The organism is Echinicola shivajiensis (assembly GCF_018642165.1).
Lineage (GTDB): Bacteria > Bacteroidota > Bacteroidia > Cytophagales > Cyclobacteriaceae > Echinicola > Echinicola shivajiensis.
Genome location: NZ_JAHHZM010000009.1, coordinates 29952 through 45744, shown reverse-complemented (window position 1 = coordinate 45744; position 15793 = coordinate 29952). Strand labels below are relative to the sequence as shown.

The following is a 15793-nucleotide window of genomic DNA, read 5'->3' as shown; positions in this document are numbered from 1 at the left end:
AACTCACTACTCTGTACTATTATAATAAACCATGAATAATAAGGATTTTCGAAAGCATGCCCATAAACTGGTAGATTGGATGGCTGATTATCTGGAAAATAAGGGCTCCTATCCTGTTAGTCCAGATGTACAACCAGGAGATATTTATCAACAAATCCCAAAAGGAGCCCCTGAGCTACCTGAGTCCTTTGATTATATTTTCCAGGATTTTGAGCAAATCATTATGCCTGGCATGACCCATTGGCAGCATCCTGCCTTTTTCGGATACTTCCCAGCCAATAATTCTGAACCATCAATTTTAGCGGAAATGCTGATGTCTACCTTGGGGGCGCAGTGTATGTCTTGGTTGACCTCTCCTGCCGCTACTGAATTGGAAGAAAAGGTATTGGAATGGTTAAGGGATGCGAAGGGACTCAATTCATCTTGGCAAGGAGTGATTCAGGATACTGCTTCCACTGCTACCCTTTGTGCCATACTTTCAGCTAGAGAAAGGGCCAGCAATTTTTCCATCAATAAGGATGGATTTACAGGTCAAGAAAAATATAGGATATACAGTTCCTCTCATGTGCATTCTTCAGTGGATAAGGCCATGAGAATTGCCGGATTAGGAGAAGCAAACCTTGTAAAAGTTGCTGTGGATAAGTCCCATGCGATGGATCTAAATTCCCTTAGTGAGGCCATATCAGCAGATTTAATGGCTGGATTTACCCCTCTTTGCGTAGTTTCAGCTTTAGGAACGACCAGTTCCACAGCCATTGATCCTGTTAAGGAAATCGGAGAAATTTGTGAGGAATATGAGCTGTGGCATCATATAGATGCAGCTTATGCAGGTACGGCATTATTACTTCCAGAGTGCCGCTGGATGCTGGATAATAAGGTCAAAGCAGATAGCTATGTTTTCAATCCCCATAAATGGATGTTTACCAATTTTGATTGTTCTGTGCTTTATGTTAAAGATGCTGAATATTTGGTAAATACTTTTTCCATGACCCCGGAATATTTGAGAACAAAACAGGATGAGCATGTGAATAATTACCGGGATTGGGGAATTCAATTGGGCAGAAGATTCCGTGCTCTGAAGCTTTGGTTTGTACTCAGGTCTTACGGTCTGGAGGGAATCCGGGAGAAGCTTAGATTGCATTTGTCCCTTAGCAAAAAGGTAGCAAACTTGGTCGAAAACCATGAGAATTTGGAGCTCTTGGCTCCTATCCCATTGAATACCATTTGTTTTAGGTTTGTGGATAAGTCCTTAAGCGAAGAAAAGTTAAACAGCCTTAATGCTCAATGGATGCATTCGGTAAATGCTACAGGAAAGGTTTTCTTTACACATACCAAGTTGGATGGCAAGTATTGTATAAGGTGGGTAATCGGTCAAACGGATGTTTCCGTTAATGAAATTGAAATGGCTTGGGAACTATTAATGGAAAAGTTAGCGGAACTCAGTTAGCCCATATTTAAGTTTTGTGTATAAGTAGACATTGGATGAATCCTATATAAACCGAAGATGGCAGCCAAGCAACCCATATTCACACCAGAACTGATCAAGATCATCAAGATTTTTGGTTTGCTGTCCATTGGGATAGTTTTTGTCTTTTCTTTTTTTAATGATTACCGCGCGGATAATACTGGAGAGGCAGGCCAAAGCCATATTACCGATGCGAGTAGACTGTATTTCAAAAATATGCGCCAATACTATTATGATGTGGAAAAAAAGGATGAGGCCAAGCTGGATATCTTTCGCTATGGGAAAAGGCTAAAAGATGAAAATCGGCCATTTATCAATCTTTCTATAATAATAAGCCGTATAAAAGATAAGGCCTTTATTTATTTGGAGCCCTCGGAACTTCTAAATGATGAGAAAGAAATTCAGGTCAGGTGGGAAAATCTCGAGAATGGTAATACAGGAACTTTAAGTTTTATCCCTGGAGATAGGCATTCCCATTTTGATTTTGTAGCCCGTTTAGCACCATTAATAGAAGATGGTACCAGGTTTCAGGTGAAAATTAATAGTGATTGGCAAACAATACTAGATTCCGAAAAAGAGCGTTATGCTTTTACAGTAACTGCTGAGGATTATTTCAGGCTCATAGAATAAACCCAAAAGTACAACCGTATGGATGTTAAGAAGATTGACAATCTCTGGAGATTTCTAGGGATTAAGAATAATATGCCAGTTAAGCTGGATTTGGATAATCATGTACACTATTCCTTTAAGAAGGGTAATATTTTAGTGAAACATGAGTTCAATCCCAAGTTATGGTTGGAATCCTCGCTGGTAATTCAAGAAAAGACTTTTCAAGATAAGGCAGTTTTGCAGCATTATCACCATAAGAAAAAGCGTTTTGGCATCCATTCCGAGATGACTTCCACACATGTTCAGATATTTTTTCCAAGAGCCCTGCTCCATTTGAAAAATAAATATGAAATGGACATCCAAAAAGACCGTCATGGAAATTATCAAATTCGTATCAGTCCTTTCGTTCCTAAAAATGTTTATGGGATTTTAGACACGGTCAATTTCATTACTAATGAAATGTGGAAAAAGGATTTTTTTGCTGAGAGTATTAGGAATTGATTTAATGTAACTCCTTTTTAAAATACTCCTAATATCATTTAGTAAAATACTGGATCAAGCGGATGATAAGGGAGAAGATAATACTGAGCAAGATCATTGTGGTGATGGGGATATATAGGTTGAAATCTTCTTTCTCTATTCGAATATCACCCGGCAATTTCCCTAGCCAATGTAATTTGCTGCCAAAAATATAAACTATCAGACCTATCCCCAGGATTCCCAGTCCAATACCCATTAGCCATTTTCCGATTTCATGATTCATAAGTTTAAAATAGGTAATTCATTGACTAAAGCATAAAGAATTGGTGCATCAATTTATCCTGCTAATGGAAATTATTTTTTATATGTGTCCGCAATTTTGCATATAGCAAACCATTGTATGTTCTATTAGGTTTCCTGTTCTTTTATTCAGAAGTATTTGATGTTCATTGGACTTCATGAATGCTTCGCATTTCCATTGATGAAAAGAACCAAAAATCTAGGCCATGGAGCATTCTTCAAATTGAGTAAATTTCGTTTCCTATTTTAATGTTTTTGCCTCAATTTGATTTTGTGCCATTTGCTAAAGGCTAAAAATGAGCGGATCTCGCTGTTCCACGACACGAGCTAGCTCATTTTCTTAACGCCTCCATCAACTGGCTCAAAACCGAATGCTCCAAAGGCCTCCTTGGGGTTTTTGTTAAATATTTCACTTCTTTAATAATGCGTTCATAATACCGGATAGTCAGATTATTTTAATTTGCCTGATAAAAATTGAATGATGAAGGGGCTTTTGACAGAGATTAAAATTGTCGCCATAATTTCTCAAATTCCTTTTGAAAGGACCTTACTGTGTGGGTATCCTCTAGCAGAACAATATTTTCATAATTGTATTCTGCTGCAGACCTTGTCCAATTATAGCTTCCTGTAAGGACTTTTTTCTGATCGAAAATGGCAAATTTGTGATGCATATGGACTGGACTATTGTCCTTTTGGATGAGAATGCCTGCTTTTTCCATTCGATCAATATCCGACCCTAGATCAAAAGACTTATCATCATCGGTGATGATTTTTATGGGCACCTTTCTTTGATGCGCATGTAGTAATTCTTCGGTGATGTGGTCATCGCTAATGGTGAAAACGCATATGTGGATAAGTGAAGAAGCATTTCTTATTTCTTGCTTAATGGCATCCCTGCAAGCATTTCCAGGGCTGAAATAGGCAGCTGTAGTAGAATTTTCCTGTTCTTTTTGTTGTAATACCTTAACCGCTTCATAAAACCATTGGATCAAGTTTTGAACTTGTACATCTTGGGTATTTTCTAGCGCCAAATGCCTAATTTCAGATAAAAGTAACTGCTTCTCATGTGTGGATAAGTGGGAAAGATCGGATTTTATGGCTTTCTTTTCAGATCGGGACAACACATGGTCCTCTAGACTGCTTTTGAATTCCTGAATTATATTTTCGAGTGTAGGCATGATGGGGTTATTGAATAGTTGTTTGTACTTTTATTCAGGTATTTGATTGACTTTCAAAGGCTATCAAGGATACTATTATAGCACATTTTCCTTAAAAAGCTTTTCCAAAGTTTGGTCTAGGTTCTTACTGAAACCGCTGTGGGGTCTGGAAGTTTGGATGATGGAGCTTCTGACAGCTGTGAGCCAGCGGAAACGGGAAGCTAGGTCCATTTCGGCTATTCTTCCCCCATTGTCCTTTCCAAAGCAGATTTTGTCAAAGGAAGCCAAGTTCAATTTGATCATTTCTATATCAGCTTCTGGATCTAGTGCTAGGAGCTTTGCTTCGTTAAGTGAGGTTTTTACTTTAAGGTAACCGCTTTTCCAAGCACAGAGGATCACTCCGGCATTGATAAATTCCTCCCTTTCCACGCGTGGTACCACCCGGATGATGGCATAATCAAATAAGTGCTGTTCTTGCATCTTGGGCTTCTTTGGTAAAATGATCGGCATAAGAAAATCTCAGCGCTAAATATTGTTGATAAATGTTTCTTAATTCTTCGGTATCCTCACCATCCCCACTTGCCAATAGCCATTCCTCAGGAATCAAGGCTACGATTTCTTTCAGTTTTTCAGGGTTCAGCATTTCTTTCAAAAGGGTGTTAGCTTCTTCAAGTTGGCTGGCCTGTGGCAATAGAACATGGTTTTGGATGATAGGAAATGCTTTGGTGGCACTTTTCTCCCAATTGCTCCAGGCATGGTGGAAAAGAAAGGCTGCACCATGGTCGATCAGCCAAAGCTCCCTGTTCCACATTAGCATATTGGTATTACGGAAAGTGCGGTCCACATTGGTAATGAGCATGTCTAGCCATACGATTTTGGAGGCTAGTAACGGGTCCACCTCCATGGCCAGAGCATCATAATTGATGGCACCGGATAGAAAATGCAGGGCCAGGTTTTGCCCTTGGCTACTTTTGAGTAGATCCTGGATTTCCTCATCACCTTCTGACCTGCCAAATGCTGGGTCCAAAAAGGCAAAAACCAGTTCGGGAACCTTAAATCCCAAAGCTCTCGCGATTTCCCCACCAAGCAGTTCAGCGATCAATGCCTTTTCACGCTGCCCGGCACCTTTGAATTTCAAAACATATTTGAATCCATCATCGGCATCGGTCAAGGCCGGCAAGGAGCCTCCCTCCCTTAGCGGAAGGATATATCTGGTCACATTTACAGTGCGTAAATCCATAGTTTTCTCAAGAAAGTTATGCTGGGCGAGGTACTGTTGTCCTTATCTGAACGATATACTTTTCCCGCTTCAAATATTGGACAATATATTTTAATTTAAAACCCTAAGAGCAATTGAAGAAAGGCCTTTGTTTCAAATTTTAAAAACCATCATTTCAAGAGGCGAACATTTGTTAAATATAATGGGGATGTTAACCAAAATACCTAATCTATGTCATCCTGATTTTAGAGCTCCTTATCCGATATTCTATCGGGAAAGGAGCTCTTCCAGTATTGCAATACTACAAATAGATTCTTCGCCTTGCTCAGAATGACAGCGTATTCGTTTTCGGAAATGAATTTTTATAAATATTATAATACTTTGTCATCCTGATACACCTGGGCGGACAGGCGTAAGGAAGGATCTCTTCAGTATTGCGATGCTGTAAAGAGATTCTTCGGAAAGCTGATAATGACAAATGATTATAATATCTCAATATTGATTCTTCAAAATTGCAAATAATGAAATCATTTGGGATTAATCAAGACTTCTGTAAATTCTCCTGAGAAACCCTCTTTATTCGAATCGCGTTTTCATAATGAAATGAAAAAGCCCTATTCAGAACAAAAGATCAAGGTTCCTCGCTTTTGTGAGGAAAACGGCTTCTATACCACGAAGCAAAGGTCTTTTATAATGTCCAGGATCAAAGGGAATAATACCAAGTCGGAGAAACTCCTCAAAAAAGCCCTTTGGCACACCGGTCTCCATCACCGTTCCAACAAACAGAATTTACCGGGCAAGCCAGATATTACTTTTATCAAATACAAGCTGGTCATTTTTATAGATGGCTCCTTCTGGCATGGCCACAACTGGTCTGAAAGAGAAAACGCTATTAAATCCAACCGGAAATTTTGGATCCCCAAGATCGAAAGGAATATGCAACGAGATAGGGAAATTAATTATTTCTACCGACAAAAAGGTTGGACAGTACTTCGCTTTTGGGATTTTGAAGTAAAAAAGGAGTTGGGGGTATGTGTGAGAAAGATTATCAATAATCTTTGATTTGTCAATAATTGAGAGTGATGTTTTGTGATTTTGAGTTGTTATTTTATAACAATTAGTTTTTATGTTCTTTTTAAAAATTCCCGCACCACTGGCACGTCAGCTAATGCCCAGTCTAGGTCTAATAATTTGTTTTTTGGAAGCCACTGATAGGCTTGGTGTTCTGCCAAGTGCAATTCACCGGATTGGATGCTGGCGATAAAAGGGATTAAACAGATTTTGAAGTCGGGATATTCATAGATGACCTCGGGCAACTTCTCTCCTAGCAGAATTTCCAAGTGCAGCTCTTCTTTAATTTCCCTGATGAGGCATTCCTGCTCTGATTCCCCCTCTTCTAATTTGCCACCGGGGAATTCCCATTTTAGGGGCATTTTCATCTTTTTACTTCTTTGGACAGCGAGCACCAATCCATCCTGAACAATTATGGCGCAGGTTACCTTTAACATAGAAAAGTGGTTTTATGCTCTAAGATAGGAATGAATGAATAATGTTTATAAAATATTGTGTTCTAAGCTCAATTCTGAGATAACTTTTTATTCTTTCTTCTCCATTGATGAAAAGAAACAAAAATCTAGGCCATGAAGCTTTCTTCAAATTGAGCGAATTTCGTTACCGATTAAAAGTGTTTGCCTCAATTTGATTTTGTGCCAGTCACTGTAGGCAAAAAAAGAGTGGATCTCGCTCGTCCACTTCGCGAGCTAACTCATTTTCTTAACGCCCACATCAACTGACTCAAAACCGAAACCTCCAAAGGCCATTTAATGGAATTCAGTTGAATATTTCATTTCTTAAATGAAATGCGTAAAGTCTCAGTTAGTCAGATTGTAATTAATTAAAACTTTCAAATGATGAACTCCTAAATTTATATTCCTGTTGTCCCGTAAGCTGCGCTGCGGGACGATTAAAGTTGAGTCTCTGACGCTGTTTTTCATAGATTACCAAATTGCCTCAAGTCCCACTGATTTTCAACTTTACAATTTTTCAATCCAACAGTTCGACAGCAACCCACAATTAAACAGTAAACCTCTTAATCAACATATCTCCAATCTTCTTTAACATAGCAATAATTAACTTCCTTTCTTCAATCCCATAAAAAGCCGTAATTTTGCGCTATGAAAAATCTTGCAGTGATATTTGATATGGATGGGGTGATCTGTCATACCAACCCCTACCATTCTAAGGCTTTCGAACAGTTTTTTGCTAAACGTGGCATGAATCCTAGCCAGGAGGAATATGCCCAACATATGTATGGCAAACCGAATAGCTATATCTTCAGTCATTTTTTACAAAGAGAAATTAAGGGAGAAGAACTTATTGAGCTGGAAAATGAAAAAGAAGGACTTTTCCGTGAAATCTATGCTTCTGTGGTGGAGCCTGTTCCGGGCTATCTGGAGTTTCTGAATGGTTTGAAGCAAAATGGCTTTAAAACTGGCGTAGGTACTTCCGCGCCAAGAGCCAATATGGACTTGATTATTGATACGTTGGAGATCAGGCAGCTGATGGAATCTTTTATGGCCAGTGAAGATGTGAAGACACATAAGCCAGAGCCAGAGGTATATTTGAAGTCTGCAGAGAACCTTTCGGCCCATCCTGAAAACTGTATTGTTTTTGAAGACTCTTTTTCCGGTGTTTCTGCAGGAATTAATGCCGGTATGCAGGTGGTCGGAGTCCTTACTTCGCACACTAAAGAAGAGCTGCCTCCTTGTCAGTATTATATCAATGATTATAGTGAAATTTCAGTACAAAGTATTCTGGAAATGCTTAAATAAAACAATTTGATATAAATGAAGTAAAAAGTGTGGAAAAACTATAAAAGCAGGTTTTCCACACTTTATTTTTTAGGCCCCCATGGCGGTGATCACCAATTTTCTAGGCCCACCATAATTCCTGAATTCCCCCAAATATATGCCCTGCCAGGTTCCTAAGGCCAATTTTCCATTTGAAATGGGAATATTTACCGTGGAACCAAAGAGGCTACTTTTGATATGGGCGGGCATATCATCCGGTCCTTCGTAGGTGTGGATAAATCGTGGATAAGTTTCGCTAACCAAGTCATTAATAAAGGTTTCGAAGTCCTTGCGTACGGTTGGGTCGGCATTTTCATTGATGGTGAGGCCTGCAGAGGTATGCTTGATAAAAACCTGCAGTGTGCCCATTTTTATTTCCCTGATTTCAGGTATGGCATCTTCCACTTCATCGGTAATCAAATGGAAGCCCCTGGAATAAGCTTTTAGGGATATATGTTTCTGAAAGATTTTCATATTACAAAAGTAATAAGCGCTAATATTTTAACCACAGAAGGGAAGGATAAACACAGATTTATTTAGTTTTTCACGCAGAGTCCTGTGAGATTTTAGGAAGGTGCCTAAAAATAATCTTGGCAGTCTTCGCGCCACTTTTGCGCCTTTTGCGTGAATCTCTTTTATTTCACGCAAAGCTCTCTAAGAAATCGCAGAGTACACAAAGAATTTTTAGAATACAGCTTAAAAAATTAGCTTTAGTGTTCTTTGTGTGGACCTTTTTTATTTCACGCAGAGTCCGCTAAGAATTCGCGAAGCTCGCAAACATTTTTTGGAGAGAGATTAAAAAACATCTTTTGCGTCTTTCGCGTCACCTTTGCGCTCTTTGCGTGAAAAATTTAACTAAACAGCTGCTGATACATTTCTTCTAGCTTGGTGATGGGGATGATCTCTATCCCGAAGCTTTTTAAGTCCACACCCTTGACGGCATATTTCGAAACAATGATCTTTTTGAATCCTAACTTATCCGCTTCTGCAATACGGTTTTCTATTCTGTTGACCGCCCTGATTTCACCACCTAGGCCCACTTCACCTGCAAAGCAAAGGTCAGCTGAAATTGGTGTGTCTTCATAAGAAGATAATAAAGCTGCACATACCGATAAGTCCAAGCCTGGATCATCCACACGCATACCGCCGGCGACGTTTAGGAAAACATCCTGGTTGCCTAAGCGCATTCCACCTCTTTTTTCCAATACTGCCAAGAGCATATTCAGCCTTTTGGCATCGTGGCCCGTGCTGCTTCGCTGGGGAGTACCATAGGTGGCAGGACTGATCAAGGATTGGATTTCAATTAATAAGGGCCTGTTTCCTTCCAACATGGCCCCAGTGGCCACCCCATTTAGGGTTTCCTCCCTTTGGCTGAGTAGGATTTCGGAAGGATTGGCAACTCCCCGAAGTCCATCAGCGCGCATTTCATAGATGCCCAATTCATTGGTAGATCCAAATCTGTTTTTGGAGGTACGCAGAATCCTGTAAGATAAATGACGGTCTCCTTCAAATTGCAATACCGTATCGACCATATGCTCCAAGATCTTTGGGCCTGCAATAGAGCCATCCTTGGTTATATGGCCAATAAGAAAAACAGGAGTAGCAGTTTCCTTCGCAAATTTCATCAGTTCTGCAGTACATTCCCTGACCTGGGAAACACTTCCTGCTGCAGATTCCACATGTTTACTGTGTAAGGTTTGTATGGAATCGATAACCAGCACTTCTGGCTTAAGGGCAGTGATCTGCTGAAATATATTTTGGGTGTTGGTTTCAGAAAGCACAAAGCAATTATCCGACTTAAACTGCATCCGGTCAGCTCTCATTTTGATTTGGCTTTCACTTTCCTCACCAGAGACATAAAGGACCTTGGTTTGATTAAGGATCAAGGCGATTTGTAGCATCAAGGTGGATTTACCAATTCCAGGTTCCCCACCTATCAGGGTCAATGAGCCCGGCACAATTCCTCCTCCCAAAACCCTGTCCAATTCCGGGTCTCGAGTGATCAGTCTTGGATGCTCTTCATAGTTGATCTCCTGTAACTTTCTGGGCGAACCTTGCCGCTTACTATTTTCAGAACCCTGTTTCCAGCTTCCTCGGGCCGATTCTTCCTTGTGGATAACTTCCTCTACATAAGTATTCCATTCGCCACATGCGGGACACTTGCCCACCCATTTCGGGCTTTGGGCGCCGCATTGTTGACAGAAAAAAGCAGTTTTTATTTTAGGCATGAGTTAGTTTTTCGGTTATTGGTTATTTAAAGCTGGCCAAGTCTGCAGGAAATATTGAATGTGCTATTCCGATCTACTTAATAGCTTGGATTTATAATCCATTTTGTTAATCAGTACATTCCTTGCTTAAATATTTGTTAGCGGCTTTACAAAAGCCCTTTAATTAAAAGTTCGCCATTGCAAATGGCGAACAGCGAAAAGAAAAAGTGTCACCTCGAGCGGAGTCAAGAGGCGACAATCTTCTTCAAGTGCTATTGTGCATAACTTCGAATCCTTTTCTTAATGGGCCTCCAGCCAGTCCTTACCTACTCCTACTTCTACTTGCATAGGTACCTCAATCGGCAAGGCTTCTGTCATCAATTTTGGAATTTCCTTTTTCAATAGATCCACCTCATCCTTATGCGCATCAAATACCAATTCATCATGTACTTGCAGGATCATCTTGGATTTCAGTTGTTTCTCCTGCATCCATTTGTGCACTTGGATCATGGCCACTTTGATCATATCTGCGGCACTGCCCTGGATAGGGGCATTGATGGCATTTCTTTCAGAGAATCCCCTCATGGTGGCATTTCGGCTGTTGATATCTCTTAGGTACCTACGTCTGCCTAAAATGGTTTCTACATACTCGTTTTTCCTGGCTTTCTCAATACAATCATTCATGTATTCACTGACTGCTGGAAATTCCTTGAAATAGGCATCAATAATTTCCTTTGCTTCGGTACGGGAAATATCCAGTCTTTGGCTTAATCCGAATGCTGAAATGCCATAGATAATACCAAAGTTGGCTGTTTTGGCCTTTCTACGCATATCTGAGGTAACCTCTTCCAATGGTACCTGGAAAATTTTTGCAGCAGTAGTACTGTGGATATCCCTCCCTTCTTTGAATGCTTCTATCATGGATTTATCCTTGGAGAAGGCGGCCATGATACGCAACTCTATCTGGCTATAATCCGCAGCCAAGATTACATGATCTTTGTCCCTCGCCACAAATGCTTTTCTGATTTCCCGGCCTCTTTCTGTTCGGATCGGAATATTCTGCAAATTAGGATTGACGGAAGAAAGTCTTCCCGTTGCTGCTACTATTTGGTTATAGGTGGTATGGATTCGACCGGTTTTAGGGTTGATCAGGGTAGGCAAAGTATCCACATAGGTGTTTTTGAGCTTAACCAATTCCCTGAAATCAAGAATGGCTCGTGCAATTTCATGCTTATGGGCCAATTTGGAAAGGACTTCCTCTCCTGTGGCATACTGACCTGTTTTGGTTTTCTTGGCCTTTGGATCCAATTCCATTTTGACGAAAAGTACTTCTCCCAGCTGCTTTGGTGAAGCTAGGTTGAATTTCACACCAGCCAACTCATAAACCTTCGCCTCAATTTCTGTAATGTCCTTTTCCAAACTTGTAGATAATTCAGCCAGACTTTCCTTGTCCAAACTGATTCCTTCAAACTCCATGGCTGCCAAAACTGGAATTAAAGGCGTTTCTACTTCGTAGAACAATTTCTCCAAACCTCTTTCTTTAAGGTCTGGATTTAGCTTTTGGGCCAATTGCAAGGTGATGTCAGCATCTTCAGAAGCGTATTCTACCACTTTATCCACATCCACATCCCGCATATTGCCTTGGTTTTTGCCCTTTTTACCAATCAGGCTTTCTATGGAAACAGGCTTATAGTTGAGGTAATGTTCGGCTAACCAGTCCATACCATGCTTCCCTTCTGGCTCTATGAGATAGTGGGCCAACATGGTATCATAGTAAGTACCTTTTACCTCAATGCCATAATTTTTGAGCACCAAGACATCGTATTTGATGTTTTGGCCAATTTTGGTGATTTTATCATTTTCAAAAACTGGCTTCAAAGGAGCCAATAGTTTTTGGGCTTCTTCATGATCTGAAGGTATTGGAATGTAGAAGGCTTCACCGGTAATATAGGCAAAGGAAATTCCTACCAGCTCAGCTCTATTCGGATCTACATCAGTAGTTTCCGTGTCAAAGCAAAGCTCATCCTGGATTTCCAAGTATTCTACCAGTTCCTTGATAGCTTTCACTCCATCTACCTTATGGTAATCATGGGCTTTTGAAAAAACAGTATCCATCTGTGTAGGCGTCGGGATTGGGCTGGCTTCTTCAATATCCTCCTCTTCTTCAGCCACAGTATCCTGCGGTCCAGTGAAAAGTCCCAATTGTTCGTTAACTTTTACAGTGGGCTTTTTAATATTTTCTCCAAATACCCTTTTGGTCAAGGTTCGGAATTCTAATTCCGCAAATAAGGCTTTCAGTTTTTCCTCATTAGGGCCGTCATAGGTAAGGTCTTTGGGATTAAACTCAATAGGAACATCCTGCATAATGGTGGCTAGTTCTTTTGAGAGTAGGCCCTGTTGGCCGAAATTGACTACATTTTCCTTTTGCTTGCCCTTTAGATCATCTGTATGCTCCAATAAACCTTCAATGGAACCATAGGCTTTTAACAGCTTTTTGGCGGTTTTTTCACCAATGCCCGGAATGCCAGGGATATTATCCACCGCATCCCCCATTAAGCCTAGGATATCCCTTACCTGATCTGGACTTTCAATTTCCCACTTTTCGCAAACTTCCTTTGGCCCCATGATATCGACTGCATTGCCCATAAAGGCAGGTTTGTAAAGGAAAATGTGGTCATCCACTAACTGCCCATAATCCTTATCAGGCGTCATCATAAATACTTCGAAGTGCTTGTATTCGGCTTTTTTTGCAATGGTGCCTATAATATCATCAGCCTCATAGCCATCTAGTTCAAGGATAGGGATATTAAATCCTTCAACGATCTGTTTTACCCAAGGAATCCCCACACTGATATCTTCAGGAGTTTCCTGTCTGTTGGCCTTATATGCTTCAAACTGTTCATGACGAAAAGTAGGTGCCGAGGTATCAAAAGCGACTGCCAAATGGCTGGGCTTTTGTTTTTCAATTACTTCGAGCAGGGTATTGGTAAATCCCAACATGATCCCGGTATTAAGCCCTTTGGAATTAATTCTGGGATTTTTGCTGAAAGCAAAATGTGCCCTATAGATCAGGGCCATGGCATCAAGTAGAAACAGTTTTTTCTTGTCTGAACTGGACATCGGTCTAATTGTCTTAAAATGTTTGAATTAGCCCATAAGGCAATTTTCCCAGTATGGGAGTGTGGCTAAATTACAAATTATAATGCAAAGGTCAGTTAGGCTTTTCGATCTTCTTTGTACATAAAAAAGGCAAGTCAAAAGACTTTTATCCTCAGGTATTTTTTTCTTCTTCTAATCAATTAATAAGCATTTTATATTTTATCATTCACCATAATTTTATGACTGTGGACGAATAATAAATATAAATTGGAGACTTTGGATTAATATTTGATAAAGATAAATCGTCGATCCTAATATTTGATTTTAAAATGATCGGGATTTTTGTATCTTAATAAGACATTGTTAATTATTTTATTTCACTAAACTTGAAAATTATATGAAAAGATTAGCGTTCTTTTTAGCAGTGATGTTTACTTTCACTGCATTTGCACCAAGTATAATGGCTGAGCCCATTAAGAAAGACAAAGATGAAACAGAACTAAGTCCAGAGGATGAAGCAAGACTGGAAGAAATGAAAGCCAGGGTCGATGAAATAAAGGCCATGGATTTTAGTGAAATGAGCAAGGAGGAGAGAAAGGAAGTAAGGGATGAGTTAAGAAGCATGAAGAAAGAAGCCAAAACCATGGGTGGAGGAATCTTTTTATCTGTTGGAGCCATTATTATTATTTTGTTGATCTTGATTTTAGTAACCTGATCTCAATATGGGATAGATAAAAAAGGGGCTGATTTTATAAAATCAGCCCCTTTTTTATTGCACTAGATTTTTAATTTCATCCCATGATTTTTTACTTAGAATGGGCTTATTTACCACAAGGTTTTTTTCTTGGAAATTTAAGATTTTTTCTGCTCTTTCTTGGGAGTCAGGGTGGGTATTGATCCAAGTGAAATAAGTTAGAAATTCAGGGGTATCCAAAGACATTTTATATAGAAAATTAGCCAAGTGCTCGGGACTAACATTGGCTTTGCTCAAGTATTCTGCTGCTTTTATGTCTGCTGTTTGTTCTTGACTCCTGTCAAAAGCTGAAGAGGAAAGTGACTTTGCTACTTCCGATAGCCCGTTATTATTTCCTGTACTTATAGAAATCAACATAGAGATTCCTACTTCCTTTGCCAGTTTTTTCATCACATGATTTAACTCAATATGAGCGATTTCATGACCTATTACCCCTGTCAGCTCTTCTTGCCTGTCAACGGCTTTGATCAATCCGGTATTTATAACTAAATGTCCATTGGGCAGGGCGTATGCATTGATTTCATCTTTTTCTAAAACATGAAGCTTTATTGATTCTTCGTCGATTTTGTTGGCCTGGCAGATGGTATGAATGATAGAATCCAAAGATTGGACAATGGTGTCATTGAGCACTTCTCTTCCCTCTTGAGAATACATTTCCCAAAGTTGCTCACCAAGTTTTTCTTCAAGCTCTTTACCGGATTTTTCCAATTCAAAAATATTTGTCCATTGGATTTGGGCCAGAGAAAACCAGCATATAAAGAATAGGGAAAGTAAAGTAATACCCTGAAAGAGTAATTTTTTCATATGGCCTTTTTACAGATTAATTGAGTAAGTCCACCATAAAACCACCATTGGAAGTGAATTCCTTTTCGGACTTGAATGGCACTGTAGATGGTGGCGATAAATTCGGATAGGTTAAATAAAATCAAGGTGAAGATATAAGCTATATACATATCATTGATTGGGGTATCTTCAAAAATAATGGAGAGGGTCCACCAAAATCCCACTGTATTAATGCAGAATAAGGAAAGTTGGGACAGCAGCGCCTGAGTGCAATGCCAGCGGACAAAGTAGGTGCCTTTTCTGTTCCCAAGATAGAAAATCAAGGTGGCCATTAAATTAATGATGGGCAAGGGAAGTCCAGCCATCAAGGCAATCAATGACATCAGGTAGCTATTGGAAGCTTTTTCAGCTTCATGTTCACCAGGTTGATAATCGAATTTTTGAATTTGGATCATATGCCTTTATAAATATTCCAGGCCCAATTGATCAGCACCAAAAGGATGAGAGGTATGGCCAGAGACGGTTTTACTATCTTTTGTTCTAGTTTTTGATATACTTTCCAAAAGCTTTCCTTTTGAAATATGATATCCAAGAGTATCCAAAATGGCAGGATCAGCATTGCAGGAACGATGAGAAATCCCAAGGGATTATAATAAAAGGCCATTGGGAAATCAAAATGTAAAATCGAGAGTACAGATCTGGTACTTCCACATGAAGGACAGGGAATATTCGTGGTGTTTTTGATCAAGCAAACTGTAAATCCTTCCTCCTGCTGATGAGAAACAAAGCCCAGTTGATATATCACCCAAATATACCCTGCCCCAAAGGCAGTGATCAAAAGCGCATAGAGCTTTTTGCTGCCAGAATTCAT

The 15793-nt window shown here is 39.7% G+C and carries 17 protein-coding genes; 6 read left to right on the top strand and 11 right to left on the bottom strand.

The genetic code is table 11. The features are described from left to right. The first annotated feature begins 31 nt into the window (after positions 1-31). The 3 genes from KMW37_RS15065 to KMW37_RS15055 are packed head-to-tail and all read left to right on the top strand — an operon-like array spanning position 32 to position 2575. On the top strand, positions 32-1447 hold the full coding sequence (locus tag KMW37_RS15065; RefSeq protein WP_215225477.1) for a pyridoxal phosphate-dependent decarboxylase family protein: 1416 nt from the start codon (positions 32-34) through the stop codon (positions 1445-1447). Between the two features lie 57 nt (positions 1448-1504). After that, positions 1505-2095, top strand: coding sequence for a hypothetical protein (locus KMW37_RS15060; RefSeq protein ID WP_215225476.1), 591 nt, complete (start codon positions 1505-1507; stop codon positions 2093-2095). Positions 2096-2113: 18 nt separating this feature from the next. Then, positions 2114-2575, top strand: coding sequence for a hypothetical protein (locus tag KMW37_RS15055; RefSeq protein ID WP_215225475.1), 462 nt, complete (start codon positions 2114-2116; stop codon positions 2573-2575). Between the two features lie 34 nt (positions 2576-2609). Here KMW37_RS15055 and KMW37_RS15050 read toward each other — a convergent pair whose 3' ends face one another. The 4 genes from KMW37_RS15050 to KMW37_RS15035 all read right to left on the bottom strand — a co-directional run bounded on the left by KMW37_RS15050 (position 2610) and on the right by KMW37_RS15035 (position 5251). Further along, entirely contained in the window at positions 2610-2837 is a 228-nt protein-coding gene (locus tag KMW37_RS15050) for a DUF2905 domain-containing protein (protein WP_215225474.1), read from the bottom strand. Between the two features lie 520 nt (positions 2838-3357). Continuing rightward, the gene (locus KMW37_RS15045) at positions 3358-4032 is read right to left on the bottom strand and encodes a phospholipase D-like domain-containing protein (protein ID WP_215225473.1); all 675 of its coding nucleotides are present in this window, start codon (positions 4030-4032) and stop codon (positions 3358-3360) included. Positions 4033-4107: 75 nt separating this feature from the next. After that, entirely contained in the window at positions 4108-4491 is a 384-nt protein-coding gene (locus tag KMW37_RS15040) for a DUF3037 domain-containing protein (RefSeq protein WP_215225472.1), read from the bottom strand. Continuing rightward, positions 4469-5251: a HipA family kinase gene (locus tag KMW37_RS15035; protein ID WP_215225471.1), complete on the bottom strand. Its 783-nt coding sequence runs from the start codon at positions 5249-5251 to the stop codon at positions 4469-4471. The genes KMW37_RS15040 and KMW37_RS15035 overlap by 23 nt, the downstream gene beginning before the upstream one ends. Before the next feature lie 582 nt (positions 5252-5833). Here KMW37_RS15035 and KMW37_RS15030 point away from each other — a divergent pair. After that, positions 5834-6292 carry a very short patch repair endonuclease gene (locus KMW37_RS15030; protein ID WP_215225470.1) on the top strand — a complete coding sequence of 153 codons (459 nt, stop codon included), beginning with the start codon at positions 5834-5836 and terminating at the stop codon, positions 6290-6292. 62 nt (positions 6293-6354) lie between these two features. Here KMW37_RS15030 and KMW37_RS15025 read toward each other — a convergent pair whose 3' ends face one another. Then, positions 6355-6738, bottom strand: a complete 384-nt coding sequence (locus KMW37_RS15025) for a (deoxy)nucleoside triphosphate pyrophosphohydrolase (RefSeq protein ID WP_215225469.1) — start codon at positions 6736-6738, stop codon at positions 6355-6357. Between the two features lie 666 nt (positions 6739-7404). On the opposite strand from KMW37_RS15025, the gene KMW37_RS15020 reads away from it, so the two are divergent. After that, positions 7405-8061 (top strand): HAD family hydrolase, encoded by a 657-nt coding sequence (locus KMW37_RS15020; RefSeq protein WP_215225468.1) that lies wholly within the window; start codon positions 7405-7407, stop codon positions 8059-8061. A 69-nt stretch (positions 8062-8130) separates the two neighbouring features. Here the strand turns inward: KMW37_RS15020 and KMW37_RS15015 are convergent, their stop codons facing one another. The 3 genes from KMW37_RS15015 to polA form a co-directional block, all read right to left on the bottom strand. Beyond that, positions 8131-8553 (bottom strand): secondary thiamine-phosphate synthase enzyme YjbQ, encoded by a 423-nt coding sequence (locus KMW37_RS15015; RefSeq protein WP_215225467.1) that lies wholly within the window; start codon positions 8551-8553, stop codon positions 8131-8133. A 377-nt stretch (positions 8554-8930) separates the two neighbouring features. After that, on the bottom strand, positions 8931-10307 hold the full coding sequence (radA, locus tag KMW37_RS15010) for a DNA repair protein RadA (protein WP_215225466.1): 1377 nt from the start codon (positions 10305-10307) through the stop codon (positions 8931-8933). A 279-nt stretch (positions 10308-10586) separates the two neighbouring features. Next, the gene (gene polA / locus KMW37_RS15005; protein ID WP_215225465.1) at positions 10587-13406 is read right to left on the bottom strand and encodes a DNA polymerase I; all 2820 of its coding nucleotides are present in this window, start codon (positions 13404-13406) and stop codon (positions 10587-10589) included. A gap of 376 nt (positions 13407-13782) precedes the next feature. On the opposite strand from polA, the gene KMW37_RS15000 reads away from it, so the two are divergent. Continuing rightward, positions 13783-14100, top strand: a complete 318-nt coding sequence (locus tag KMW37_RS15000; protein WP_215225464.1) for a hypothetical protein — start codon at positions 13783-13785, stop codon at positions 14098-14100. Between the two features lie 54 nt (positions 14101-14154). Here KMW37_RS15000 and KMW37_RS14995 read toward each other — a convergent pair whose 3' ends face one another. Genes KMW37_RS14995 through KMW37_RS14985 form a run of 3 tightly spaced genes read right to left on the bottom strand, consistent with a single transcriptional unit; the run spans position 14155 to position 15793 of the window. After that, positions 14155-14943, bottom strand: coding sequence for a M48 family metallopeptidase (locus KMW37_RS14995; protein WP_215225463.1), 789 nt, complete (start codon positions 14941-14943; stop codon positions 14155-14157). Next, complete coding sequence (locus KMW37_RS14990) at positions 14940-15377, bottom strand: DUF4870 domain-containing protein (protein WP_215225462.1); 438 nt, start codon at positions 15375-15377, stop codon at positions 14940-14942. Before KMW37_RS14990 ends, KMW37_RS14995 begins: the two co-directional genes overlap by 4 nt. After that, positions 15374-15793, bottom strand: a complete 420-nt coding sequence (locus KMW37_RS14985) for a DUF2752 domain-containing protein (RefSeq protein WP_215225461.1) — start codon at positions 15791-15793, stop codon at positions 15374-15376. Before KMW37_RS14985 ends, KMW37_RS14990 begins: the two co-directional genes overlap by 4 nt.